The sequence below is a fragment of the Streptomyces typhae genome (assembly GCF_009755605.1).
GTDB lineage: Bacteria > Actinomycetota > Actinomycetes > Streptomycetales > Streptomycetaceae > Streptomyces > Streptomyces typhae.
In genome coordinates this window covers 1-23,324 of sequence record NZ_WPNZ01000027.1, presented here as the reverse complement: position 1 = coordinate 23,324, position 23,324 = coordinate 1, and the positions used below count along the sequence as shown (strand labels likewise).

Genomic DNA, 23,324 nt, shown 5'->3' with positions numbered 1-23,324 from the left:
GGATAATCGGGATGCGTACTCAATCGGGCTCTGAGTACGGTGAGCCCGTGACCGCACCCCTCGCCCCTTCAGGGAGCCACGAAGCTCCCCGCGCCGCCCTGCGTACGGCCCACACGGCCGATCTGGCGGCCGCCGAACTCACCGCCGCCCGCGCCCTGATGGACCTCGCCTTCGAGGGCGACTTCAGCGACGAGGACTGGGCGCACGGCCTCGGCGGGATGCACGCGCTCCTGCACGACGCCGACGGCACCCTGCTGGCGCACGGCAGCGTCGTCCAGCGCCGCGTCCTGCACAACGGCCGCTCCCTGCGCGTCGGTTACGTGGAGAACGTCGCCGTGCGCCCCGACCGGCAGCGTCAGGGCCACGGCGGCCAGGTGATGAGCGCCCTGGAGCGGATCGTCGACGGCGGCTACGACCTCGGTGTCCTCTCGCCGTCCGACGAGGGCGAGAAGCTGTACCGCGCGCACGGCTGGGTGCCCTGGCCGGGCCTCGTCGGCACCCTCGGCCCGCAGGGCGTCGAGCACATGCCGGACGAGGACGCGCCGATGCTGTGGAACGCCGACCTCGACCCGGCGCACCCCCTGCTCATCGACTGGCGCGACGGCGACGTCTTCTAGCGGGCCAGGGGCCCTTCCAGCGGGCCGGAGGCCCCGGGGCCCCGCCGGTCCCAGGCGTCCGCGGCGCCCGCCGCGGCCGACGAGCGCACGATCATCTTGCCCGTGTTCTCGCCCCGCAGCATCCCGAGGAAGGCCGTCACGATCCGGTCGAAGCCGTCCACGACCGTCTCGTCGAGCGCGATACGGCCGGACTGGATGTGCGGCACGGCGAAGTCGTACAACTCCTCCTGGAGATCGCGGTGGTTGCGTACGTGGAAGCCCTCCATGCGCAGGCTCTTCTCCACGATCTCGGTGAGGTTGCGGGGCGCGGCCAGCGGCTGCGGGTCGTTGTACTGCGCGACGGTGCCGACGCGCACGATGCGCCCGAACTCCCGCAGGGACCAGATCGCCGCCTCCAGCTGCTCGCCGCCCACGTTGTCGACGTACACGTCGAGGCCGTCGGGCGCGGCCTTCGCGAGGAGCTGCGCGGCCGGTCCTTTGTGGTAGTCGAAGGCCTCGTCGTAGCCGACGTGCTCCTTGAGGTGGGCCACCTTCGCCGGTGACCCCGCGCTGCCGACGATCCGCCCGGCGCCCATGACGCGGGCGAGCCGCGCGGTGGCCGTGCCGACGCCGCCCGCCGCCGCCGAGACGTACAGGTCCTCGCCGGACCGGAGCCGGGCGACGCGGGTCAGGGCCACGTACGCGGTCAGACCCGTACCGCCGAGGATGCTCAGATACGCCGAGAGCGGCACCCCGTCGAACGCGGGCAGGCGGCGCACCTCCTGCGGAGTCACCACCGCGTGCGTGCGCCAGCCCTGCCGGTGGAAGACGATCTCGCCCTCGGCGAGGTCCGGGGTCCGCGACGCGGTGACGCGGCCGATCGTGCGGCCTTCGAGGGGTGCGTGCAGCGCGAACTCGCCATCCATCATCTCGCGGTGGTACGGGTCGACGGACCAGTAGAGGTTCTCCACCAGGGCGGTGCCGGGCGCGGGCGCGGGCACCGCGGACTCCACGAACGCGAAGTGCTCGGGCGTGGGGAAGCCGTGCGGGCGGGTGGTCTGGTGGACGGTGAGGGCGCGGGCCCCGGCGGTGGTGTTCATGGCGCCGACCGTAGGCGGGGAATGCGGGGGCGCGGCAGAGGGTTCGGTTCATGGAACGCGCCGGACCATGAGCGCGCCTCATGGAACGACAGCGGCACCCGAGCGGTACGAGAACGAGGGAACGACAGCGTTACCCGAGCGGTACGAGAGCGGTACCCGAGCGGTACGAGAACGAGGGGGGACCCGGTGGCCGAGCACGATCTCGCCCCGCACGAACTGCGGGTCGTCGTCGCCGTCGAGCAGGCCCGCAGCTTCTCCGGCGCCGCCCGGGACCTCGGCCTGACCCAGTCCGCGGTCTCGCACTCGGTGCGCGGCACGGAGAAGAAGCTGGGCGCCGTCCTCTTCGAGCGCGGCCGCAGGGGTGCCGTGCCCACCCCGGCCGGCGAGCGCGCCGTGGCCCACGCCCGCCGCGTGCTCCGGCTCCTGGAGACCCTCGCCGCCGAGACGCGCGCCGCGGCCGCCGCCGAAGCCGCAGGCGGTGGCCCCTGTGCCCCGGACGGCGGCACGGTCGCGGGCCCGCTGCGCATCGCCGCCTTCCGCAGCGCCGCCCTGCATCTGCTCCCGCCCGCCCTCGCCGCGCTGCGGGCACGGCACCCCGGCATCGAGCCCGAGGTCCGCGTGGTCCGCGAACTGGGCCGGGGCACCGCGGGCGAGGTCGCCGACGGGCGCGCGGACATCGGCATCGCGACCATCGGTACCAGCTCGCCGATCCCGCGGGGCCTCGTCGGCGGCGTGCTCGTCGAGGAGCCGTACAGCTTCGTGCACCCTGCGGGCCACCCCGCACCGCGCACCCTGCCGCTCGTCGACTGGGCGGAGAACTGCACCTCGTACACCCGCGACTGGTGGGCGGGCCAGGACTGGATCCCGCGGGCCACCACCCGGACGGAGGACGACGGCGCGGTGCTCGCGATGGTGAGCGCCGGGCACGCCATGGCGATCATGCCCGCCCTGTCCCTGACCGGAGCGCCGCCGTCGGTGGCCGTGGTCGACCTCGGACCGGCGCGGCCGACCCGCTCCGTGGGCTATGTCACCACCTCTGAGCAGGCCGGATCCCAGGTGGTCCGGGCGCTGATCCGGGAGCTGCGGGCCCTGCGGGCACAGCCGTAAGCGGAACAGCGGGCGGTCGTCGGGCTCCCGCCGTCTCAGATAGTAGGAAGCCCGACTATTTGTAGAGACAAGAAGCCGAAGCTGTCCTAGCGTTGTAGGAGCCGAACGTCTCGCTCGATCAAGCGAATGGCGGTCGAGAGCCGGGCACCGCGCAGGCGAACCCTGTGGCCCTTGCTCCCCGCCCCTTCCGGCGTCTCGAAAACCGCCGCTTCCGCGCCGCTCTTCGAGCCCGCGGAACCGCACTCCCGGATGCCTGATCAAAGGAGTCGATTTCTCATGGCCGAGACGACCGTCCGCCGAGTCCGCCACACCGCCCGTGGCAACGAGTCCGAGCGCAAGAACGCCGCCGCCGCCCTCCAGCGCGCCCTCGACCGCAGGGACAACGGCGGCGAGACGGGGCACTGAGCCCCGCCCCACCACCCGCACCACCCCCGGGCGCGGCTACTTCCCGCGCGCTATCTCGAAGTGGTCCACCCGCTCGCCGGTCTCGGCGAGCGCCGAGACCGTGAGCTTCGGGCTCGGCCCGGCACTCACCTCCACGGCGAGGAACGAGAAGCCGGTGTAGCGCACCCGTGACCACTCGACCGTGTCGGGGTCGGGCAGGTGCTGCTTGGTCCAGTGGAACGTGAGGATCGTCCCCTCGTCGTGCTCGTGGCCCTCGTAGCTGTCCCTGACCCCGACCGGGAAGCCGTACAGGTCCTTGCCGGCGCCGCCCGCGGTGACGTACACGATGCCGTCGCGCGTCGGATCGGTCGACGCGCCGACCGGCACCGGCTTGCCGACCTCGCCGCCCTTGACGGCGTCGGTCCGCTCGTACACGTGGTTGTGGCCGTTGATCACCAGGTCCACCTGGTGCTTGGTGAACAGCGGCAGCCACGCGTCGCGCACGCCGCCGTCGGACGCGTGCGTCGACGTCGAGTACATGCAGTGGTGGAAGAACACGACGACGAAGTCGATGTCGTCGTCCGCGCGCAGCCGCCCGAGCCGCTCGTCCAGCCAGGCCGTCTGCTTGCCGTCCGAGTAGCCCTTGTTGGCCGTGATCTCGTACGAGACGTCGTTGGCGTCGAGGGCGACGACGCCGACGTTGCCGTAGCGGAACGAGTAGACGCCCGGCGCCCGCTCGGGGTCGAAGCCGTTGTCGGGCAGCGACCAGCGGGCCGACTGGCCGCCGTAGCCGTTCGGCGAGTACCACGCCTCCATGTCGTGGTTGCCGGTCGTCACCATCCACGGCACGGACTTCGCCACCGACTCGGTCTGGGCGAGGAACTGGTCCCACACCCGCGCGTCGTAGGTGTCGCCCTCCTTGCCGTGACCCGTGGTGTCCGCGTAGCAGATGTCGCCCGCGTGCAGATGGAACGCCGGGTTCTGCCCCAGGATCAACTGGTCGTTGGCCAGCGCCTCGTAGCTGACGCCCTGGTCGCCGAAGGCCGTGAAGACGAACGTCTCCGGGCGCGCGGGTGCCGTGCGGAACGAGCCGATGGTGGACATCCGCTCCGGCGACGCCGGGTCGAAGCCGTCGTGGCCGACGCCGTAGTAGTACGTCGTGCCGGGACGCAGGCCGTCGAGGGCCGCGTGCAGGTAGTACTGCTCGACCTTCGGCAGTCTGCGGGAGAGCGCGGGCGTATGCAGGTCGCGCACCTCCGCCTCGATCTTCTCGCTCAGCTCCCAGGGCGCGGTCCCCACCCGGATGTAGGGGTCCTTCACCGCGAGCGGCACCTGCCAGGAGACCCGCATCTGTGTGCGCGGATCGCTGCCGAAGGCGAGGTGCCGGCCGAAGGGCGCCACCATCCGGCCGTCGACCTTGGCCGCCGGCCCGCGCTCCACGGCGAGGGGGGACGCGGCCGGCGCGCGCTCGGCGTGGGCGCTGCCCGAACTGCCGGCGAGCAGGCCCGCGCCGCCCGCGGTGACCATGGAGGAGACGAGGACCTTGCGGCGCGACAGCTTCCGGCGCAGGTACTCGTGCTGCTCCGGCATGCTCAGGCGCTGCGCGAGGTGCTCGGGGATGCCGACGTTGGGAGTGTCCATGACCAGTAACTTCCCAGCGGCTCCCCATCCGCGGCCCACACCGCGGTGAACTCCTGTGGACCGGAGGGGAACCGGCCGGAGCGGACCGGGGCGGGCCAGGGAGGACCGGGCCGCCCGGCGCGCACACTCGACTGTCCGCATCATGGACGGCGTGTGTCATGGGATGGGACGAGGAGTACGGTGCCGACATGTCTCGCAGCATCGATCTCGCAGTGATCCCCGGTGATGGGATCGGTCAGGAAGTCGTGGCCCAGGGGCTCAAGGTCCTCAACGCCGTCCTCCCCGAGGACGTGAAGCTGGAGACCAAGGAGTACGACTTCGGGGCCCGCCGCTACCACGCCTCCGGGGAGACCCTCACCGACGCCGACCTCGCGGACCTCAAGGCGCACGACGCGATCCTGCTCGGCGCCATCGGCGACCCCTCGGTCCCCTCCGGCGTCCTGGAGCGCGGCTTCCTGCTCAAGCTCCGCTTCGCCTTCGACCACCACGTCAACCTGCGCCCGTCCCGGCTGCTCCCGGGCGTCGCCACGCCCCTCGCGGGCCAGCCCGAGATCGACTTCGTCGTCGTGCGCGAGGGCACGGAGGGCCCCTACACGGGCAACGGCGGCACCATCCGCAAGGGCACCCCGCACGAGGTCGCCACCGAGGTCTCCGTGAACACGGCCTTCGGTGTGGAGCGCGTCGTCAGGGACGCCTTCGCCCGCGCCCAGGCCCGCCCGCGCAAGAAGCTGACGCTGGTCCACAAGAACAACGTCCTCGCCTTCGCGGGTCACCTCTGGACGAACGTCTTCAACAAGGTCGCCGAGGAGTTCCCCGAGGTCACCACGGACTACATCCACGTGGACGCGGCGACGATCTACCTCGTCACCGACCCGGGCCGATTCGACGTGATCGTCACCGACAACCTCTTCGGCGACATCATCACCGACCTCGCCGCGGCCGTCTCCGGCGGCATCGGCGTCGCGGCCTCCGGCAACATCAACCCGAGCCGCGAGTTCCCGTCGATGTTCGAGCCGGTGCACGGCTCGGCGCCCGACATCGCGGGCCAGGGCAAGGCGGACCCGACCGCGACGGTGCTGTCCGTCGCCCTCCTTCTGCGCCACCTCGGCTACGACGACGAGGCGAGCAGGGTCGAGGGAGCCGTCTCCGCCGACCTCGGCGCCCGCGGGGACTCCCGCCGCACCACCGACGAGATCGGCACCGCTCTCGCCGTACGCGTAGCGGGCTGACCCGCCGGCTGCTCCCACGTCACAGCAGGCCGCCGGGTCGCACCAGCACCCGGCGGCTTCTCCTTTGCGGCCACCGGGTGTCACCATCGAACCCAGGGCCGCCAGGACCGCCGTTTCATTCGAGCCGCACCACGAGCGATAATCGGACGTGGGGCCGCGAAGCGGCGTATGCCCGTACGCCGTGCAAGCGCGCGTGCGAGCACGAGCGCGGTCCGTCACACACAAACCGGTGAAGGACACGCAACCATGACGACGCCCTCGATCGAGCTCAAGCCCACCTCGACCCCGGCCCAGGCCGCGGAGCGCGAGGCGATCCTGGCCAGCCCCGGGTTCGGCCGCCACTTCACCGACCACATGGTGACGATCCGCTGGACGGAGGGGCGCGGCTGGCACGACGGCCAGCTCGTGCCGTACGGCCCGTTCTCGCTCGACCCGGCGACCACCGTCCTGCACTACGCCCAGGAGATCTTCGAGGGCCTGAAGGCCTACCGCCAGCCCGACGGCTCCGTCGCCCTGTTCCGCCCCGAGGCCAACGCCCGGCGCTTCCAGTCCTCCGCGCGCCGCATGGCCATGCCGGAGCTGCCCGTCGAGACCTTCATCGAGGCCTGCGACGCCCTGGTCGCGCAGGACATCGACTGGGTGCCCGCGCACGGCGGCGAGGAGTCGCTCTATCTGCGCCCGTTCATGATCGCCACGGAGGTCGGGCTCGGTGTGAAGCCCGCCAACGAGTACCTCTTCGCGGTCATCGCCTCGCCCGCGGGCGCCTACTTCCCCGGCGGTGTCAGGCCCGTGTCCATCTGGCTCTCCGAGGACCGCGTGCGCGCCGTCCCCGGCGGCATGGGCGACGCCAAGACCGGCGGCAACTACGCCGCGTCCCTGCTCGCCCAGGCCGAGGCCGCAGCGAAGGGCTGCGACCAGGTCGCCTACCTCGACGCCGTCGAGCACAAGTGGGTCGAGGAACTGGGTGGCATGAACCTGTACTTCGTGTACGGGGACAAGATCATCACCCCGGAGCTGACCGGCTCCCTGCTCGCGGGCATCACCCGCGACTCCCTCCTGTCCGTCGCCCGCGACCTCGGCTACACCTCCGAGGAGCGCCGCGTCTCCATCGACCAGTGGCAGGCCGACACCGAGAACGGCACGCTCACCGAGGTCTTCGCCTGCGGCACCGCCGCCGTCATCACACCGGTCGGCACGGTGAAGTCCGCGCGCGGCGAGTGGGCGCAGAGCGGCGGCGAGCCCGGCGAGGTCACCATGAAGCTGCGGGACGCGCTGCTCGACATCCAGCGGGGCGTGGCGGCGGACCCGCACGGGTGGATGCACCGCCTGGGCTGAGCCCCCACCCGCATCCCGCACGCACGCCGACGAGGGCCGGGTCCGGCAGTCACCGACTGCCGGACCCGGCCCTCGTCATGCCGGGGCGACCCCGCGGGCAAGGGCGGGACACTGCGCGGCCTCGGCGAGCAGGAGGCCCGGCCCTTCCCGCGCAGGGGCCACTGGGGGAAGGACCGGGCCGGTCACCTGGTGGATCGGCGGCTGGAACAGCCGCTGGACGAGCCGGTGGATCAGCCCGTGAATCCGGCGGTGATGGAGGTGAACTGCCAGGACGGGCGATCGCGGTTGACCGCCCAGAAGGCGAGGCGGCCGATGTGGTGGGCGTTGGACCAGTCGCGGATCTGCGTCCAGATCTGCGGCGTGGTCACCTCGCCCACGTCGCTGTTGCCGTTCATGCCCGAGATGCCGATGTGCGCGTAGGCCTCGGCGTCGGACCAGCCGTACACGGCCTTGAGCTTGTTCTTGAGGCCCTCGGTGGACTTGACGGTGTTGCCGTACATGTCGGCGTGGCCGCCGAAGTTGAACGGCATGATCGTGAAGTTGTCGATGTTCGCATCGAGGGCCTTGGACCGCTCGATGAGGCGGTTGCCCCAGGAGTTGGGCCCGGTGTTGAGCGTCGGGAAGGTGAGGATCGTCCTGAGGCCCGGGTTGTTCTGCTTGACGATCTTCAGGGCGCCGAGGACGCGGTCCTGCACCGCCGGACTCTCGAACTCGTCGGTGTTCTCGATGTCGACGTCGACCGCCTTGAGCTTGTAGGCGTCGATGACCTTCTGGTACGCGCCCGCGAGCGCCTGCGGGGTGGAGCAGTTCGGGCCGAGCTTGTTGCCGCTCCAGCCTCCGATGGAGGGGACGATGTCGCCGCCCGCGGCACGGATCGCCTTGATGGTGGTCTCGTCCACGCCGCCGGTGAGGGGGCGTTGGCTGTCCCAGGCGGGGTTGCAGCCGTTGCGGGCGAGGATGAACGCCATCGTGAACCACTTGATGCCGGTGGCCCGCATGACCTCGGTGGCGCTCGGCGGGTTGCCCCAGCCGAGGTAGAGGTAGGGGGCGGCCTGCACGAAGCCGGGGGCGCGGGCCTCGGCGGGGGCGGCCGCGGGTGCGTCGGCTGCCCGTGCCGGGGCGGTGAGGGCGGTGAGCGGGACGACCAGGGAGATGAGCGCGGTCGTGAGCCGCAGCGGGAAGCGTCTGGCTGTGGGGGTTCTCAAGGGCACTCCCTCGAGTGGGTTTCCGGATGGGGGTGTGGTGCCGAACGCTGTACGGGACGCGAGGCTATTGGCATGGACCAATCAAGTCAACGGTCTGGACCAATTCCCGGACGGCCTCGCTCCTAAGCCCGTCCGGGCAACGAGGGCGGGGCGCGAAGCGCCGATGCCCCGCGGGATCGCTGGTTAGAGTGCCGCTCTAACAGTTAGAGTGCCGCTCTAACCGATGGTCGGCCACGGCCGTCGGCGATGACTGCCGCCCACGGCCGGCGGCGGTGACTCCCAACCACCGATGCGAGGTGCGGCGGCGTGCGACTGACCCCCACGGAGCGCGACCGGCTGCTGCTCTTCGGCGCCGCCGAGCTGGCGAGGGCCCGCAGGGCGCGCGGCCTGAAGCTGAACGTGCCCGAAGCGACCGCCCTGATCGCCGACACGGTGTGCGAGGCCGCAAGGGACGGGGCGCGGCTCGCGGAGGCGATCGAGCGGGCGCGGTCGGTGCTCGGCCCCGACGACGTGCTGCCGGGCGTCGCCGACGTGGTCACCGAGGTGCATGTGGAGGCCGTCTTCGACGACGGCTCGCGGCTCGCCGTGGTCGCCGACCCCGTGGGCGGCGGCTCGCTCGGCCCGGACGCGCCCGGCGCGCTGCGGCCCGCGCCGCCGGATCCGGAACCCGGCCCCGCCCTCACGCTCACCGTGCGCAACACCGCGACCGTGCCCGTCAGCGTCACCTCGCACTTCCACTTCTTCGAGGCCAACCCGCGGCTCGACTTCGACCGCGGCGCCGCCTACGGCATGCGGCTGTGCGTGCCCGCCGGGTCGTCCGTGCGCTTCGCCCCCGGGGACACGGCCGAGGTCGGCCTCCTGCCGATCGGCGGCGACCGGATCGCGATCGGCTTCGCGGGTCTCGTGGACGGACCCCTGGACGCGCCGGGAGCACGGGACGAGGCCCTGCGGCGCGCCGCGGCCTGCGGATACCTGGGCGCGCGCACGCCGTACGAGCACCACCCCGAGACCCCCGAGGAGGGCGAGTGATGGACCCCTACGAGTACGCCTCCGTGCACGGCCCCCGCGCCGGTGACCGCCTCGTCCTCGGTGACTCCGGGCTCGTCGTGCGCGTCGAGTCCGACGCCCAGCGGCCCGGCGACGAGTTCCTCGCCGGGTTCGGCAAGACCGCCCGCGACGGACTGCACCTGAAGGCCGCCGCGGTGCGCGAGACCTGCGACGTCGTCATCAGCAACGTCGTCGTCGTCGACGCGGTGCAGGGCATCAGGAAGGTGTCCGTCGGCATCCGCGGGGGGCGGATCCACGCCATCGGGCGGGCCGGCAACCCCGACACCCTCGACGGCGTCGACGTGGTCGTCGGTACGGGCACCTCGATCGTGTCCGGCGAGGGCCTCATCGCCACCGCCGGTGCCGTCGACACCCACGTGCACCTGCTGTCGCCGCGCATCATGGAGGCCTCGCTCGCCTCCGGCGTCACCACCGTCATCGGGCAGGAGTTCGGCCCGGTATGGGGCGTCGGCGTCAACTCGCCATGGGCGCTGCGGCACGCGTTCAACGCCTTCGACGCCTGGCCCGTGAACATCGGCTTCCTCGGCCGCGGCTCGTCCTCGCACGCGGCGCCGCTGGTCGAGGCACTCGCCGAGGGCGGGGCGTCCGGCTTCAAGGTGCACGAGGACATGGGCGCCCACACCCGCGCCCTGGACACCGCGCTGCGCGTAGCCGAGGAGCACGACGTCCAGGTCGCCCTGCACAGCGACGGCCTGAACGAGTGCCTGTCGGTCGAGGACACCCTGCGCGTCCTGGACGGCAGGACCATCCACGCCTTCCACATCGAGGGCTGCGGCGGCGGTCACGTACCGAACGTCCTGAAGATGGCGGGCGTACCGAACGTCATCGGGTCCTCCACCAACCCCACCTTGCCCTTCGGCCGCGACGCCGTCGCCGAGCACTACGGCATGATCGTCTCCGTCCACGACCTGAAGACCGACCTGCCCGGCGACGCCGCGATGGCCCGCGACCGCATCCGCGCCGGGACCATGGGCGCCGAGGACGTCCTGCACGACCTCGGCGCCATCGGGATCACGTCGTCGGACGCGCAGGGCATGGGCCGCGCGGGCGAGACCGTACGCCGCACCTTCGCCATGGCCGGAAAGATGAAGGCCGAGCTCGGCCCGAGCGAGGGCGACGGCCCGCACGACGACAACGGCCGCGTCCTGCGCTACGTCGCCAAGCTCACCGTCAACCCCGCCATCGCCCACGGCCTCGCCCACGAGATCGGCTCCATCGAGGTCGGCAAGCTCGCCGACATCGTGCTCTGGCGCCCCGAGTTCTTCGGCGCGAAGCCGCAGCTGGTGCTGAAGTCCGGCTTCCCCGCGTACGGCGTCGTCGGCGACCCGAACGCCGCCACCGACACCTGCGAACCCCTCGTGCTCGGGCCGCAGTTCGGCGCGTACGGCGCGACGCCCGCCGACATCTCCGTGGCCTTCGTCGCGCAGGCCGCCGTCGACCAGGGCAACGACACCATGCCCACGCGCCGCAGGCGGGTCGCCGTCCGCGGCACCCGCGGTATCGGCCCCGCCGATCTGCGCCTGAACTCCCGTACCGGAGCCGTCGACGTCGACCAGGACTCCGGCCTCGTCACCCTCGACGGCGACCCGCTGCGCTCGGCGCCCGCCGACTCCGTCTCCCTCAACCGCCTGTACTTCCTGTGAGGACCCCGCGATGACCTTCCGCATGCCCGCCGAGTGGGCCCCGCACGAGCGCACCTGGATGGCGTGGCCCGGCCCCAACCCCACCTTCACCACCGAGCGGGAACTCGCCGACGCGCGCGCCGCCTGGGCCTCCGTGGCCTGTGCCGTGCGCCGCTTCGAGCCCGTCACGATGGTCGTCGGCACCGGCCAGAGCGCGTCGGCCCGCGCGCTCCTCGGCCCGGACGTGGACCTGGTCGAGCGGGACCTCGACGACGCGTGGATGCGGGACATCGGCCCCACCTTCGTCCGCGACGGCGACCGGCTCGCCGCCGTCGACTGGACGTTCAACGGCTGGGGCGCCCAGGAGTGGGCCCGCTGGGACCACGACGCGAAGGTCGCCCGGCACGTCGCCGACCTCGCGGGCGTCCCCGTGCACTCCTCGCCGCTCGTCAACGAGGGCGGCGGCATCCACGTCGACGGCGAGGGCACCGTGCTGCTCACCGACACCGTGCAGCTCGGCCCCGAGCGCAACCCCGGCTGGACCCGCGAGCAGGTCGAGGCGGAGATCCACGCCCGCATCGGCACCACCAAGGCGATCTGGCTGCCGCGCGGCCTCACCGCCGACTACCCGGGGCACGGCTTCGGCACCCTCGGCCATGTCGACATCGTCGCCGCGTTCGCCGCGCCCGGCGTCGTCCTCGTGCACGCGCAGCGCGACCCCGCGCACCCCGACTTCGAGGTGAGCAAGGAGGTCGTCGCGACCCTGACGGGGCAGACGGACGCGCGGGGCCGCACCCTGCGGCTCGTCGAGGTGCCCGCGCCGACCGCCCTGAAGGACGACGAGGGCTTCGTCGACCACTCGTACATCAACCACTACCTCTGCAACGGCGGCGTCGTCCTGTGCGCCTTCGGCGACCCGAACGACGAGATCGCCGCGGGCATCTTCCGCGGCCTCTTCCCCGACCGGACCGTGACGCTCGTCGACGCCCGTACGATCTTTGCCGGGGGTGGTGGCATCCACTGCATCACCCAGCAGCAGCCGAAGGTGTGACCAAGGAGTACGAGGAGTACGGGATGGCCGGTCCGGCCCGCGCGCGGAAGAACGCCCCACCGCGTGAGGACGTCATGGCGGCCGCCATGGAGATGATCGCCGAACGCGGCCTGGAACAGCTCACCATGGCCGCGCTCGGCCGCGAGGTCGGCATGAGCAGCGGCCACCTCCTCTACTACTTCGGCTCCAAGGACGAACTGCTGCTCCGCACCCTGGAGTGGAGCGAGGGCAGGCTGGGCGCCGAACGCGGCCGGCTCCTCGCCCGCACGGGCCCGGTGCGGGCCCGCCTCGACGCGTACGTCGAGCTGTACGTGCCCGACGGGCACCGCGACCCGCACTGGACCCTCTGGCTGGAGGTGTGGAACCGGTCCCTGAACGCCGACGAGAAAGGCCGGGACCGGCAGGCCGCCATCGAGCGGGCCTGGCACCGCGACCTGGTGGCGCTGCTCGCCGAGGGCGTCTCGCGCGGCGAGTTCGGGGCCGTCGACGCCGACCGCTTCGCGACCCGCCTGCGGGCCCTCCTCGACGGCTTCTCCATCCATGTGGCGATCGGTCTGCGCGGCACCTCGCGGGACCAAGTCCTGTCCCACGCAAGGGAGTTCCTGGACGAAGCGCTGGTCCCGAAGAGCTAGCGGGCGTTCTGCGTACGGACGCGTGAGGGGCCGTGGAGGTTGTACGTACTCCAGCGGATTGCGGGCCGCCGGGGGGCGCGCTTGTATCCGGGTGGGCCCTCGGCGCCGGGCCGGGGGAGACGCGTCCGACGCGTCCACACGGACTTCGGGCGCTCCGAGGGGATTCCGGGGGGAATCATGCACAGAGCCGTACATCTGGTGTCCGCAGCCGCTCTCACCACGGTGCTCACCGCCGTCGCGTTACCCTCGGCGGCGCAGGCCGCCCCGTCCGCCCCGTCGTACGACCGTCGCGCGCCGCACATCGAGCGCGTGAGCGTCGCCGCAGACGGCACCGAGGGCAACGGTGCCTCCGGTGGCGGGACCGTCACCACCGACGGCGGCCACGTCGCCTTCAGCAGCGCGGCCACCAATCTCACGCCCGACACCTATCCGCGGCCGCAGAGCTCCGCGCACGTCCGCGACCAGGCGTCCGCCGAGGTCACCAGGATCCGCGACAGCCTCACCGCCCCCGACATCAGCGACGACGGCCGCTTCGCCACGTACCTCGACTGGGGCACCCACACCACGGCCTCCTTCGTGGTCGACCTGAGCACGGGGGAGAAGCGCCGCGTCGACGCCAAGGGCTTCAAGGAAGGCTCCGGCGAGGCCGCGATCAGCGCCGACGGCCGCTACGTCGCCTACGTCCTGCGGCCGCAGCACCCCGCGGACCCGTACCGCGTCGAGGTCTACGACTGGACCACGAACACCCGCGAAGTCGTCAGCGAGGGCCCGCCCGACGCCGCACGCGACATGGTGAACCCCTCGATCAGCGCCGACGGCCGTTACATCGCGTACGAGGACGCGGGCACCAAGCAGGTCTGGGTCCGCGACCGCACGACCGGAACCCTCACCCGCGTCGACGACGGCACCGCCGCCACGCTCGTGGAGATCAGCGGTGACGGCCGCACCGTGGCGCTGAACTCCGCGAACGGCGCCTACGTACGCGATCTGCGCACCGGCAAGGTGCAGCACTGGTCCGGCACCACGGCCAGGGCACTCGGCCCGGAGGGCAGGCACCTGCTCTACACCGACGACGCCTCGACGCTGCGCCTGCGCGACCTGCGCACCGGCGACGTGCAGATCGTCGGCACCGGCTCGGCCGTCCCCGGCTCGGTCGGCGCCAAGGGCCGCACCGTCGTCTTCTCCTCCGGCGAGACGGACCTGGTGCCCGGCGACACCAACGGCCTGAACGACGTCTTCAAGTGGACGCGCCGATGACGCGATCCCGCGAGCGATCGCGCCCCGCGGCCCTGTGGACGGCGGTGCTGGGCCTCGCGCTCGGCACCGCCCCGCTCGCCGCCGCCACGACCGCGCACGCGGACACGGTGCCCGCGACCGCCCACGCCCCCGCAGCCCCGGCACACGCCGCCCCCCGCCTCGAACGCCTCAGCACCGCCGCCGACGGCACCCAGCTCGACGGCGCCTCCGGGGGCGGCGCCCTCAGCGCCGACGGGCGCCACGCCGCGTTCGTGACCCGCGCACCGGCGCTCGGCTGCGACCAGTACTCGCCCTGTCTGAAGGTCGAGGACCTGACCACGGGCACCCTGACCGGCATCGACCTCGGCAGCGGCCACCTCTACGGCAGCCCGCTCCTGAGCGCCGACGGCAGCCGGGTCGCCTTCACCGCGACCAGACGGTTCGCCGCGCCCTACCTGTACGACCGGGCCACCGGCACCGCGACCCGCCTCTGGCCGCAGAACCCGCCGGGCTCCAACGAACTGGGCGCCGTGCACGCCCTGAGCCCCGACGGCACCCGCGTCGCGTACACCCTCGGCAACCGCCACGGCACCCAGCACGCCCGCCTCCTGTACGTCCGCTCCACCACCACCGGCACCGACGAGCTGATCTCGGGACCGGAGGAGGGCTGGAAGGGCGCGGCGTCGGTCACCGACGACGGCAGCCGCGTCGCGTACCAGATCGGCGGCCACAGCGAGGGCCCGGACGACACGGCGGACATCTTCCTCAAGGAGCCCGCCACCGGCATCCGCACCCAGCTCGACACCGGCCTCGGCACCGCCGAGCTGCTGCGCCTCACCGACGACGGCCGCCGCGTCCTGTTCACCGCGCAAGGCGGCCTGTACGTCCACACCGTGCGCACCGGCACCACCGAGCGCGTCGCGGAGGGCCGCGCCAGGTCGGTCACCGCCGACGGGCGGTACGCCGCCCTGTCGGACGCGGCCGGGCTGCGCCTGCTCGACCTGCGCACCGGCCGCGGCGAGACCGTCGGCCCCGCCGACGCCCAGGCCGCACCGGGCGCGGTGGCGGCCGGGGGCCGCGCCGTCGTGTTCGGCTCGGAGGCCGCCGACCTCGTGCCCGACGACACCAACGGGGTGGCGGACGTCTTCCTGTGGACGGCGGGACGCGGCCGGCCGTAGCCGCACGGACGGGTCCCCGGTCGCCGGACCGGGGACCCGTCCGCCACGCCGCCCGCATCGTGAGACGGGGCGGCGCGGGCGGCCCCGGCTGTGGCAGGCTGCCGTGCATGCTCGTGTTCGCCATGATTATTGGCAGCAAGCGCGCCGGTCCGCAGTGATCGCCTCGTACACATCACGTACGGGCGGACACCGTCGTCCTCGACCCGCGCGCAGACCTCTCGCACCGCGAGGGGTTTTTTCGTTTTCCGGCCCACCCACGACCGGGAGACGGAGCGCGAGGGATCATGGGGGGTGGTGGAACCGGTCCTCCCGGTACACCGAGATCCGACACAGGAGCCAGACAGCATGACGGAGAAGAGCAGTACTCCCGACGATTCCTTTCATGTGTTCGACACCACGCTGCGCGACGGCGCACAGCGTGAGGGCATCAACCTGACCGTCGCGGACAAGCTGACCATCGCCAGGCACCTGGACGACTTCGGCGTGGGCTTCATCGAGGGGGGCTGGCCCGGCGCCAACCCCCGCGACACCGAGTTCTTCGCCCGCGCCGCAGCCGAGATCACCTTCAAGAACGCCCAGCTCGTGGCCTTCGGCGCCACCCGCAGGCCGAACGCCAAGGCAGCCGACGACCCGCAGGTCAACGCGCTCCTCGCGTCCGGCGCCCCGGTCGTCACGCTGGTCGCCAAGTCCCATGACCGGCATGTCGAGCTGGCCCTGCGCACCACCCTCGACGAGAACGTCGAGATGGTCCGCGACACCGTGTCCTATCTGCGCTCCCAGGGCCGCCGGGTGTTCGTCGACTGCGAGCACTTCTTCGACGGCTACCGCGCCAACCCCGAGTACGCCAAGGCCGTGGTGCGCGCCGCCGCGGAAGCCGGCGCCGACGTCGTCGTGCTCTGCGACACCAACGGCGGCATGCTGCCCGCCCAGGTCCAGGCCGTCGTCGCCACCGTCGCCGCCGACACCGGCGCCCGGCTCGGCATCCACGCCCAGGACGACACGGGCTGCGCGGTCGCCAACACCCTCGCCGCCGTCGACGCGGGCGCCACCCATGTGCAGTGCACCGCCAACGGCTACGGCGAGCGCGTCGGCAACGCCAACCTGTTCCCGGTCGTGGCCGCTCTGGAGCTGAAGTACGACAAGCGGGTCCTGCCGCAGGGCGCCCTGCGGGACATGACCCGTGTCTCGCACGCCATCGCGGAGGTCGTGAACCTCGCCCCGTCCACGCACCAGCCCTACGTCGGCGTCTCCGCGTTCGCCCACAAGGCGGGCCTGCACGCCTCCGCCATCAAGGTCGACCCCGACCTGTACCAGCACATCGACCCCGAACTCGTCGGCAACCGCATCCGCATGCTGGTCTCCGACATGGCGGGCCGCGCCTCCATCGAGCTCAAGGGCAAGGAGCTCGGCCTCGACCTCGGCGGCGACCGCGAACTGGTCGGCCGGGTGGTGGAGCGGGTCAAGGAGCGCGAACTGCGCGGCTACACCTACGAGGCCGCCGACGCCTCCTTCGAGCTGCTGCTCCGCGAGGAGCTGCGCGGGCGCGACGGCGGCGCGGGCGCGCAGCAGTACTTCCGCACCGAGTCCTGGCGCGCCATCACCGAGGACCGCCCCGACGGCACGCACGCCAACGAGGCCACGGTGAAGGTGTGGGCCAAGGGCGAGCGGATCGTGGCGACGGCGGAGGGCAACGGCCCGGTCAACGCCCTCGACCGGGCCCTGCGTGTGGGCCTGGAGCAGATCTACCCGCAGCTCGCCAAGCTGGAGCTGGTGGACTACAAGGTCCGCATCCTGGAGGGCAAGCACGGCACGTCCTCCACCACCCGGGTGCTGATCTCCACGGCGGACGGCGAGGGCGAGTGGTCCACGGTCGGCGTCGCGGACAACGTCATCGCCGCGTCCTGGCAGGCACTGGAGGACGCGGTGACCTACGGCCTGCTGCGCGCGGGGGTCGAACCGGCCCCGTAAGGGGCGGGACCCTTGCGGGGCGGTCAGGCTGGGCCGCTTGCGGGGCGTTCTGGCTGGGCCCCTTTTAGGGGCGCGGGGAACTGCGCGGCCAGCTACGGACCGGGCCGCAGGCGCGTCTGCCGGGCTATTCGGCAGATGCGTCTGCGGGTTTTTGGGGGTTGCGCGCGCAGTTCCCCGCGCCCCTTGCGGGGTGCTCTGGCTGGGCCCCTTTTAGGGGCGCGGGGAACTGCGCGGCCAGCTACGGACCGGGCCGCGGACGCGTCTGCTGGGCCGTTCGGCAGATGCGTCTGCGGTTTTTCGTGGGTTGCGCGCGCCGTTCCTCGCGCCCCTGGCGGGGCACACGCCGGGGCCGGAAGAGTTAGCGTGGAGTATGAGGCCCACCAGGCAGGCGGCGTCGTGGCTGAACCTGGTCCTGTCCGGACTGCTCCTGGCCCTAGGCGCCACGCTCGCCGCGGCGCCGGGTGCCCAGGCCGCGACGGACGTCCAGGCGGTGGCCGACGCCTTGAAGAAGAAGCCGGTGTACGTCGACGAAGCGGCGTCCTCCCAGCTGTCCGCGGCCGACGCGGACGCACTCGCCGACCGGATCGAGAAGGCGGACAAACCGGTGTTCGTGGCCGTGCTCCCCGCCTCGTTCCCCGACCGCGACGACCTGTTCCGCAAGCTGCGCACCGCCACCGGCATCACTGGCGTGTACGCCGTCCGCCTCGGCGACCGATTCGACGCCAGGGCCGACGGATCGGTGCTCTCGGCCGACGCCGTGAAGAACCTGTCCGCGTTCGTCCAGGGCGAGCGCGCCGACCCGCAACTCGACACGTTCGTCGACCGTGCCGTGTCCGAGGCCTCCGGCTCCGCCCCCGCGTCCTGGGGCGGCGGCGGTGACGCCGACGGCGCGCCCGTCGGTGCGCTGATCGGCGTCGGCGCGGTGGTGGCCGCGGGTGGCGCGGGCGCCTACGCGATCGCCCGCCGCAAGCGCCGCAGGCACGAGGAGGAGCAGCGCGCGGCCCTGGAGAAGCTGCGCGTGGTCGTCGACGAGGACATCACCGCCTTCGGCGAGGAACTCGACCGGCTCGACTTCCACCCGGCGGAGGCCGGCGCGGACGACGCCATGCGCGCGGACTACGAACGGTCCCTGGACGCCTACGAGAAGGCCAAGTCGTTCATGGCGGCGGCCCAGCGGCCCGAGCAGGTCCGCGCCGTCACCCAGGCCCTGGAGGACGGCCGCTTCTCCCTGGCGCTGCTCGCCGCACGACGCGAGGGGCGGCCCCTGCCCGAGCGCCGCGCCCCGTGCTTCTTCGACCCCCGGCACGGCCCCTCCGTGCGGGACGCCGAGTGGACCCCCGCCGGGGGCAGCCCCCGCGAGGTACCCGTGTGCGCCGCCGACGCGGTGCGCCTGGCCGACGGCGACGACCCGATGACCCGCACCGTGGCCACCGGGCCCGGCGAACGGCGGCCCTACTGGGAGGCCGGGCCCGCCTACGGCCCCTGGGTGGGCGGCTACTTCGGCGGCGGCATGCTGCCGGGCCTCCTGGTCGGCACGGCGCTCGGCTCGATGATGGCGAGCCCCGCCTACGCGGCGAGCTACGGCGCCGGGTACGGCGACTTCGGACCCGGAGCGGGCTACGAGGGCGGCGACGTCTCCGGGGCGGACTTCTCGCCGGGTGACTTCGGGGGTGGCGACTTCGGCGGGGGCGGCGACTTCGGGGGCGGCTTCGGCGGCGGGGGCGGCGACTTCGGGGGCGGCGGCTTCTGAGGCGGCGGCGCCTGCGCGCGGGGCGGCGCACGGTACCGTTCGCCGGTGTCCGAGTTCCTGTCTCAACTGCCCGCCCTGATAGGCGTGGTGATCGGTGCCATGGGGTCGTACGTCGCGGTGATGCGGGGCGAACGGATCCGCTTCCGGCGCGAGCGCGAGACCCGCTGGGAGGAGCGGCGTCTCGCGGTCTACAGCGACTACGCGCGCGTCCTGAAGCGCAACGTCACCCTGACGTACCGCATCGCCGCCCACCAGGGCAACGACCCGCACCCCCACCCGCTGTCCGCCGCGGAGGCCGAACCGCTGCTCGCCGAGGCCGCCGACGGCCGCGACCCGGCGGGCGAGGCGCTGCTGCTGCTCGGTGCGGCGCCGGTGGTGGAGCAGGCGCGGGAGTGGGTGGTCGTCGTGATCGAGATGGAGCGGTTCCTGCGGGCGGGCGCCCACGACCCCGACGCGTGGGCGGCGCTGCTCGCCCGCCAGCGGGCCGCCCGTGCGCGGTACTACTCCGCCGTACGCGACGACTTGGGGCTGCCGCCGGGGCACTCGGGCCGCTGGGAGCTGCCCGCGGGCCGGACCCCGGCCTCCTGAGGCGCACCGCCCCTCGCACCCCCGGTGAGGTCAGGCGGCGTTCTTGACCGCCGAGACGTCGAAGGTGAGCTTGATCTTGTCGGAGACGAGGACGCCACCGGTCTCCAGGGCCGCGTTCCAGGTCAGGCCCCACTCCGAGCGCAGGATCTCCGCCTTGCCCTCGAAGCCGACGCGCTCGTTGCCGAAGGGGTCCTTGGCGGCGCCGTTGAACTCCAGGTCGATGGTCAGCGGCTTGGTGGTGCCGAGGATCGTGAGGTCGCCGGTGATGCGGTAGTCCGCGCCGCCGAGCGCCTCGGCCTTGGTGGAGCGGAAGGTCATCTGCGGGAACTCGTCGGTCTTGAAGAAGTCCGCGCTCTTGAGGTGGCCGTCGCGGTCCGCGTTGCCCGTGTCGATGCTGTCCATGCTGACGTCGAGGGTCGCCGACGACGCGGACGGGTCGTTGCCGTCCAGGTGCAGCGTGCCGCTGAACTCCTGGAAGGAGCCCTTGACGTTGGTGACCATCGCGTGCCGGGCGACGAAGCCGATCGTCGTGTGCGCCGGGTCGAGGGCGTAGTCACCGGTCAGGGCCGTGAGGTCCGGGGCGGCCTCGGTGGTGGCGGCGGTGGTGGCGGTGGTGTCGTCCTTGCGGCTGAAGATTCCCATGACGTGCTCCTCGGGTGCTCGGGATGAATAGTTGACTGTTCAACGACTTCGACGGTAACGCTATCCCGTTCAATATTCAATATCAAGCGGAGCGTGTCGAGGCGATTACACGCCGAGTGGGTGCGGGCGTGTCGCGGCGCGGGGGGTTTCGGCCGGGGGAGGGTCGGGGTGCGTCCGGCGTGGACTTCGCGCGAGTCCGGGACGTGGTGCCATGTGTGGTGCCATCGCTCAGGCGCGCGCGAAGTCGACGAGGTCGCGGTTCGCGAGGCGGTGACGCTTGCTATGGCACCATTGTGGTGCCATAGTGGTGTCATGAACCTCACGCCGTATGTCGCCCAACTCCGGCAGGAGCTCGCGGTCGCCGCGGAGGCCGGGGGTGAGGACGCTCGCGCGATCGCCGAGCGTCTGATCGCGCCGCTGGAGTCGGCCACCCGGCTGACCATGCTCAATGTGCTGTCCGCGGCCATGGACGAGATTACCCGAGACCTGGCCCCCGGCTCGGTCGACGTGCGTCTGCGTGGCGGCGACCCGGACTTCGTGGTGACGCCCGCGCCGACCGGCGAGGGCTTCGAGGCGCCGCCGATGGAGGTCCGCGCCGCCCGCCCCGCGCCCGCCCCGGTGTCCGTCCCCGAGTCGGACGAGGGCGGCACGGCCCGGATCAACCTCCGCCTCCCGATGCATCTGAAGGCCCAGGCCGAGGAGGCCGCCGCCGCCGAGAGCCTCTCGGTCAACGCCTGGCTGGTGCGCACCGTCGCCGACGCGCTCAAGCAGGGCGACGCGAGCAGGCAGCCCACGTCGCACGCGTCCCAGAACGTCGGGAACAGCTTCACGGGATGGGCGCGCTAGGACGGGCCCCAGCGGCTCCGCCCGTGCGCAGCCACGCCGCCGCCCTGTCCGGATCCGGCCCGGACGGTTCACAGGACGCGCCGGGACGACGATCCGGACGACCCATCAGGATGAGGACAGCCCCATGCCTACCTTCGACACCGCCAAGCCCGTCTACGCCACGGTGATCGTGGAGATCGGGTCGCTGCGGATCGCCGCCTCCGACCGCACCGACACCGTCGTCGAAGTGCGCCCCACCACCGAGTCCCGGCAGGTGGACGTGCGGGCCGCCGAGCAGACCCGGGTCGAGTGCTCCGGCGGGCGGCTCCTCGTGAAGGGACCCAAGGAGCGCTCGCTGTTCAGCAAGGGCTCATCCGTCGACGTGGAGATCCTGCTGCCCGAGGGGTCCCACCTCCAGGTGAACACGTCCATGGCCGACTTCAGCGCCGAGGGCCGCCTGGGGGAGTGCGAGGTGAAGACCTCGGCCGGGGACATCCGGATCGACTGGGCGGGCTCCGCGCGCCTGCACACCGGGTACGGCCAGGTGGTGGTCGACCGCGCCGAGGGCCCCGTCGACGTCACCACCGCGTCCGGCGAGGTCCGGCTCCGCACGGTCGGCGGCACCGCCGTGGTCAAGAACTCCAACGGCCCGACCGAGATCGGCGAGGTCGCCGGCGACCTCCGGGTCAAGGCGTCGAACGGCACGATCACGATCGGCAGCGCCCACTCCGACGTCAACGTCAGGACGGCCAACGGCGGCATCAGTGTCGGCGAGGTGGTGCGCGGCACGGTCGTCCTCCAGACCGGCATGGGCGGCCTGGACATCGGCATCCGCGAGGGCACGGCGGCCTGGCTCGACGTACAGACGAAGGTCGGGGCGGTACGGCAGGCGCTCGGCAGCTCCGAGGGGCCCGGGGACTCGGGGGAGACGGTGCAGGTGCGGGGGCGCACCGGGGCCGGGGACATCCTGATCCACCGGGCTTGATGTCATCGGGCTTGGTGTCGCCGGGCTTGGTGGTACCGGGCTTGGTCGCCGGGCTCGATACCGGCGAACGCGATCGCCGAACGTGATCCCTGGGCGTGATCCCTGGGCGTGATCCCCGGGCGCGATCCCCGGGCCTTGAGAGCTGACCCCCAAAAGCCTCACGAGGAGCCCACGGGAGCCCTCCCGAGGACCGTTCCGCGCCCGTTTCTCGCCCTCCGAGAGCGCCCGGGCGGTTGTCGGGCCCCGCCAATTCACTTGCCCCACGTAAGGTGACCGGTCCGTGACCGCGCCGGTAACCGGTGATGTCGGAGTGCGCCGGGCGACACCTGAGGTTCTGCCCGGTGGCCTGCGGCGACGGCGGTGGCCCGTGGGGCGGGGCGGTGCGGCACCCCGGCCGAGCGGTGTGCCGCACCCGGGCAGGCATCGGATCCGCCCTGATGTGAGCTGACTCTCACTCGCGCAGATTGTGGAATCTCTACAGCCGCATGGGCCTCTGAGCAGTCACTTCGGCTGCATCTCCGAAGGGTTCTGTTCGGGGGTGCCAGGAAAACGGGCCGGAGACTGTGCGGAGTCGACGGTCCGTTCTCCCCCCGGTCCTCCGTAAGGTCGAGAGCATGACCGTTTTGGACGAAGCTGGATCTTCGGCGGGCGAGCCCGCGGACGCGCGGGGCCGAGTCGCCGAATTGGCGGAGATCCGTGCGCAGGCGCTGGCCGGACCGAGTGAGAAGGCGACCGAGGCGCAGCACGCCAAGGGCAAGCTCACCGCCCGCGAGCGGATCGGTCTCCTCCTGGACGAGGGTTCGTTCCAGGAGGTCGAGCAGTTGCGCCGGCACCGGGCGACCGGGTTCGGCCTGGAGGCCAAGAAGCCCTACACCGACGGTGTGATCACCGGGTGGGGCACGGTCGAGGGCCGTACGGTGTTCGTGTACGCGCACGACTTTAGGATCTTCGGCGGGGCGCTCGGTGAGGCGCACGCCGCGAAGATCCACAAGATCATGGACATGGCGATCGCGGCGGGCGCGCCGCTGGTGTCCCTCAACGACGGCGCCGGCGCGCGTATCCAGGAGGGGGTGTCCGCGCTCGCCGGGTACGGCGGCATCTTCCAGCGCAACACCAGGGCCTCCGGCGTCATCCCGCAGATCTCGGTGATGCTGGGCCCGTGTGCGGGCGGCGCCGCCTACA

The 23,324-nt window shown here is 72.4% G+C and carries 20 protein-coding genes and 1 pseudogene; 17 read left to right on the top strand and 4 right to left on the bottom strand.

The window, feature by feature from the left end:
• Positions 1–47: 47 nt before the first annotated feature.
• Positions 48–617: a GNAT family N-acetyltransferase gene (locus tag GPA10_RS34845; RefSeq protein WP_343041656.1), complete on the top strand. Its 570-nt coding sequence runs from the start codon at positions 48–50 to the stop codon at positions 615–617.
• Here the strand turns inward: GPA10_RS34845 and GPA10_RS34840 are convergent.
• Positions 614–1,696 (bottom strand): NADP-dependent oxidoreductase, encoded by a 1,083-nt coding sequence (locus GPA10_RS34840; RefSeq protein WP_157168948.1) that lies wholly within the window; start codon positions 1,694–1,696, stop codon positions 614–616. The genes GPA10_RS34845 and GPA10_RS34840 overlap by 4 nt on opposite strands.
• Before the next feature lie 186 nt (positions 1,697–1,882).
• On the opposite strand from GPA10_RS34840, the gene GPA10_RS34835 reads away from it, so the two are divergent.
• Together GPA10_RS34835 and GPA10_RS43525 are read left to right on the top strand one after the other, a co-directional pair.
• Positions 1,883–2,803, top strand: coding sequence for a LysR family transcriptional regulator (locus GPA10_RS34835; protein ID WP_343041655.1), 921 nt, complete (start codon positions 1,883–1,885; stop codon positions 2,801–2,803).
• Positions 2,804–3,079: 276 nt separating this feature from the next.
• Positions 3,080–3,208: a hypothetical protein gene (locus tag GPA10_RS43525; protein ID WP_263972735.1), complete on the top strand. Its 129-nt coding sequence runs from the start codon at positions 3,080–3,082 to the stop codon at positions 3,206–3,208.
• A 36-nt stretch (positions 3,209–3,244) separates the two neighbouring features.
• Here GPA10_RS43525 and GPA10_RS34830 read toward each other — a convergent pair whose 3' ends face one another.
• Positions 3,245–4,828, bottom strand: coding sequence for a purple acid phosphatase family protein (locus tag GPA10_RS34830; protein ID WP_058850790.1), 1,584 nt, complete (start codon positions 4,826–4,828; stop codon positions 3,245–3,247).
• Positions 4,829–5,016: 188 nt separating this feature from the next.
• Here GPA10_RS34830 and GPA10_RS34820 point away from each other — a divergent pair, with 188 nt between their 5' ends.
• Both GPA10_RS34820 and GPA10_RS34815 read left to right on the top strand, forming a co-directional pair.
• Positions 5,017–6,057 carry a 3-isopropylmalate dehydrogenase gene (locus tag GPA10_RS34820; RefSeq protein ID WP_157168945.1) on the top strand — a complete coding sequence of 347 codons (1,041 nt, stop codon included), beginning with the start codon at positions 5,017–5,019 and terminating at the stop codon, positions 6,055–6,057.
• A gap of 246 nt (positions 6,058–6,303) precedes the next feature.
• On the top strand, positions 6,304–7,392 hold the full coding sequence (locus GPA10_RS34815) for a branched-chain amino acid aminotransferase (protein ID WP_058850789.1): 1,089 nt from the start codon (positions 6,304–6,306) through the stop codon (positions 7,390–7,392).
• Positions 7,393–7,622: 230 nt separating this feature from the next.
• Here GPA10_RS34815 and GPA10_RS34810 read toward each other — a convergent pair.
• Positions 7,623–8,459, bottom strand: a pseudogene (locus GPA10_RS34810) (chitinase); the annotation flags it as partial.
• A 444-nt stretch (positions 8,460–8,903) separates the two neighbouring features.
• On the opposite strand from GPA10_RS34810, the gene ureA reads away from it, so the two are divergent.
• The 9 genes from ureA to GPA10_RS34765 all read left to right on the top strand — a co-directional run bounded on the left by ureA (position 8,904) and on the right by GPA10_RS34765 (position 19,690).
• Positions 8,904–9,626 (top strand): urease subunit gamma, encoded by a 723-nt coding sequence (ureA, locus tag GPA10_RS34805; protein WP_343041654.1) that lies wholly within the window; start codon positions 8,904–8,906, stop codon positions 9,624–9,626.
• Entirely contained in the window at positions 9,626–11,308 is a 1,683-nt protein-coding gene (locus tag GPA10_RS34800; RefSeq protein WP_157168944.1) for an urease subunit alpha, read from the top strand. Before ureA ends, GPA10_RS34800 begins: the two co-directional genes overlap by 1 nt.
• 10 nt (positions 11,309–11,318) lie before the next feature.
• Positions 11,319–12,338 (top strand): agmatine deiminase family protein, encoded by a 1,020-nt coding sequence (locus GPA10_RS34795; RefSeq protein ID WP_157168943.1) that lies wholly within the window; start codon positions 11,319–11,321, stop codon positions 12,336–12,338.
• Between the two features lie 23 nt (positions 12,339–12,361).
• On the top strand, positions 12,362–12,970 hold the full coding sequence (locus tag GPA10_RS34790; RefSeq protein WP_157168993.1) for a TetR/AcrR family transcriptional regulator: 609 nt from the start codon (positions 12,362–12,364) through the stop codon (positions 12,968–12,970).
• Between the two features lie 177 nt (positions 12,971–13,147).
• On the top strand, positions 13,148–14,227 hold the full coding sequence (locus GPA10_RS34785; protein ID WP_246260319.1) for a TolB family protein: 1,080 nt from the start codon (positions 13,148–13,150) through the stop codon (positions 14,225–14,227).
• Positions 14,224–15,384 carry a TolB family protein gene (locus GPA10_RS34780; protein ID WP_157168942.1) on the top strand — a complete coding sequence of 387 codons (1,161 nt, stop codon included), beginning with the start codon at positions 14,224–14,226 and terminating at the stop codon, positions 15,382–15,384. The genes GPA10_RS34785 and GPA10_RS34780 overlap by 4 nt, the downstream gene beginning before the upstream one ends.
• 345 nt (positions 15,385–15,729) lie before the next feature.
• Positions 15,730–17,352 (top strand): citramalate synthase, encoded by a 1,623-nt coding sequence (gene cimA, locus GPA10_RS34775; protein ID WP_157168941.1) that lies wholly within the window; start codon positions 15,730–15,732, stop codon positions 17,350–17,352.
• A gap of 370 nt (positions 17,353–17,722) precedes the next feature.
• Positions 17,723–19,102 (top strand): hypothetical protein, encoded by a 1,380-nt coding sequence (locus GPA10_RS34770; RefSeq protein WP_157168940.1) that lies wholly within the window; start codon positions 17,723–17,725, stop codon positions 19,100–19,102.
• A 45-nt stretch (positions 19,103–19,147) separates the two neighbouring features.
• The gene (locus GPA10_RS34765; RefSeq protein WP_058850782.1) at positions 19,148–19,690 is read left to right on the top strand and encodes a hypothetical protein; all 543 of its coding nucleotides are present in this window, start codon (positions 19,148–19,150) and stop codon (positions 19,688–19,690) included.
• 30 nt (positions 19,691–19,720) lie between these two features.
• Here the strand turns inward: GPA10_RS34765 and GPA10_RS34760 are convergent, their stop codons facing one another.
• Entirely contained in the window at positions 19,721–20,332 is a 612-nt protein-coding gene (locus GPA10_RS34760; RefSeq protein ID WP_157168939.1) for a YceI family protein, read from the bottom strand.
• Between the two features lie 312 nt (positions 20,333–20,644).
• On the opposite strand from GPA10_RS34760, the gene GPA10_RS34755 reads away from it, so the two are divergent.
• The 3 genes from GPA10_RS34755 to GPA10_RS34745 form a co-directional block, all read left to right on the top strand.
• Complete coding sequence (locus GPA10_RS34755; RefSeq protein ID WP_058850780.1) at positions 20,645–21,178, top strand: toxin-antitoxin system HicB family antitoxin; 534 nt, start codon at positions 20,645–20,647, stop codon at positions 21,176–21,178.
• A gap of 124 nt (positions 21,179–21,302) precedes the next feature.
• On the top strand, positions 21,303–22,142 hold the full coding sequence (locus GPA10_RS34750) for a DUF4097 family beta strand repeat-containing protein (protein ID WP_058850779.1): 840 nt from the start codon (positions 21,303–21,305) through the stop codon (positions 22,140–22,142).
• A gap of 614 nt (positions 22,143–22,756) precedes the next feature.
• The coding region (locus GPA10_RS34745; protein ID WP_281364872.1) for a carboxyl transferase domain-containing protein at positions 22,757–23,324 on the top strand (568 nt) is incomplete at its 3' end.

Bases quoted from the DNA above. Each gene is read 5' to 3' on its own strand.
- GPA10_RS34840 (WP_157168948.1), bottom strand. From the start codon at position 1,696: ATGAACACCACCGCCGGGGCCCGCGCCCTCACCGTCCACCAGACCACC.
- GPA10_RS43525 (WP_263972735.1), top strand. From the start codon at position 3,080: ATGGCCGAGACGACCGTCCGCCGAGTCCGCCACACCGCCCGTGGCAAC.
- GPA10_RS34830 (WP_058850790.1), bottom strand. From the start codon at position 4,828: ATGGACACTCCCAACGTCGGCATCCCCGAGCACCTCGCGCAGCGCCTG.
- GPA10_RS34820 (WP_157168945.1), top strand. From the start codon at position 5,017: ATGTCTCGCAGCATCGATCTCGCAGTGATCCCCGGTGATGGGATCGGT.
- GPA10_RS34815 (WP_058850789.1), top strand. From the start codon at position 6,304: ATGACGACGCCCTCGATCGAGCTCAAGCCCACCTCGACCCCGGCCCAG.
- GPA10_RS34800 (WP_157168944.1), top strand. From the start codon at position 9,626: ATGGACCCCTACGAGTACGCCTCCGTGCACGGCCCCCGCGCCGGTGAC.
- GPA10_RS34795 (WP_157168943.1), top strand. From the start codon at position 11,319: ATGACCTTCCGCATGCCCGCCGAGTGGGCCCCGCACGAGCGCACCTGG.
- GPA10_RS34790 (WP_157168993.1), top strand. From the start codon at position 12,362: ATGGCCGGTCCGGCCCGCGCGCGGAAGAACGCCCCACCGCGTGAGGAC.
- GPA10_RS34785 (WP_246260319.1), top strand. From the start codon at position 13,148: ATGCACAGAGCCGTACATCTGGTGTCCGCAGCCGCTCTCACCACGGTG.
- GPA10_RS34780 (WP_157168942.1), top strand. From the start codon at position 14,224: ATGACGCGATCCCGCGAGCGATCGCGCCCCGCGGCCCTGTGGACGGCG.
- cimA (WP_157168941.1), top strand. From the start codon at position 15,730: ATGACGGAGAAGAGCAGTACTCCCGACGATTCCTTTCATGTGTTCGAC.
- GPA10_RS34770 (WP_157168940.1), top strand. From the start codon at position 17,723: ATGAGGCCCACCAGGCAGGCGGCGTCGTGGCTGAACCTGGTCCTGTCC.
- GPA10_RS34760 (WP_157168939.1), bottom strand. From the start codon at position 20,332: ATGGGAATCTTCAGCCGCAAGGACGACACCACCGCCACCACCGCCGCC.
- GPA10_RS34755 (WP_058850780.1), top strand. From the start codon at position 20,645: ATGAACCTCACGCCGTATGTCGCCCAACTCCGGCAGGAGCTCGCGGTC.
- GPA10_RS34750 (WP_058850779.1), top strand. From the start codon at position 21,303: ATGCCTACCTTCGACACCGCCAAGCCCGTCTACGCCACGGTGATCGTG.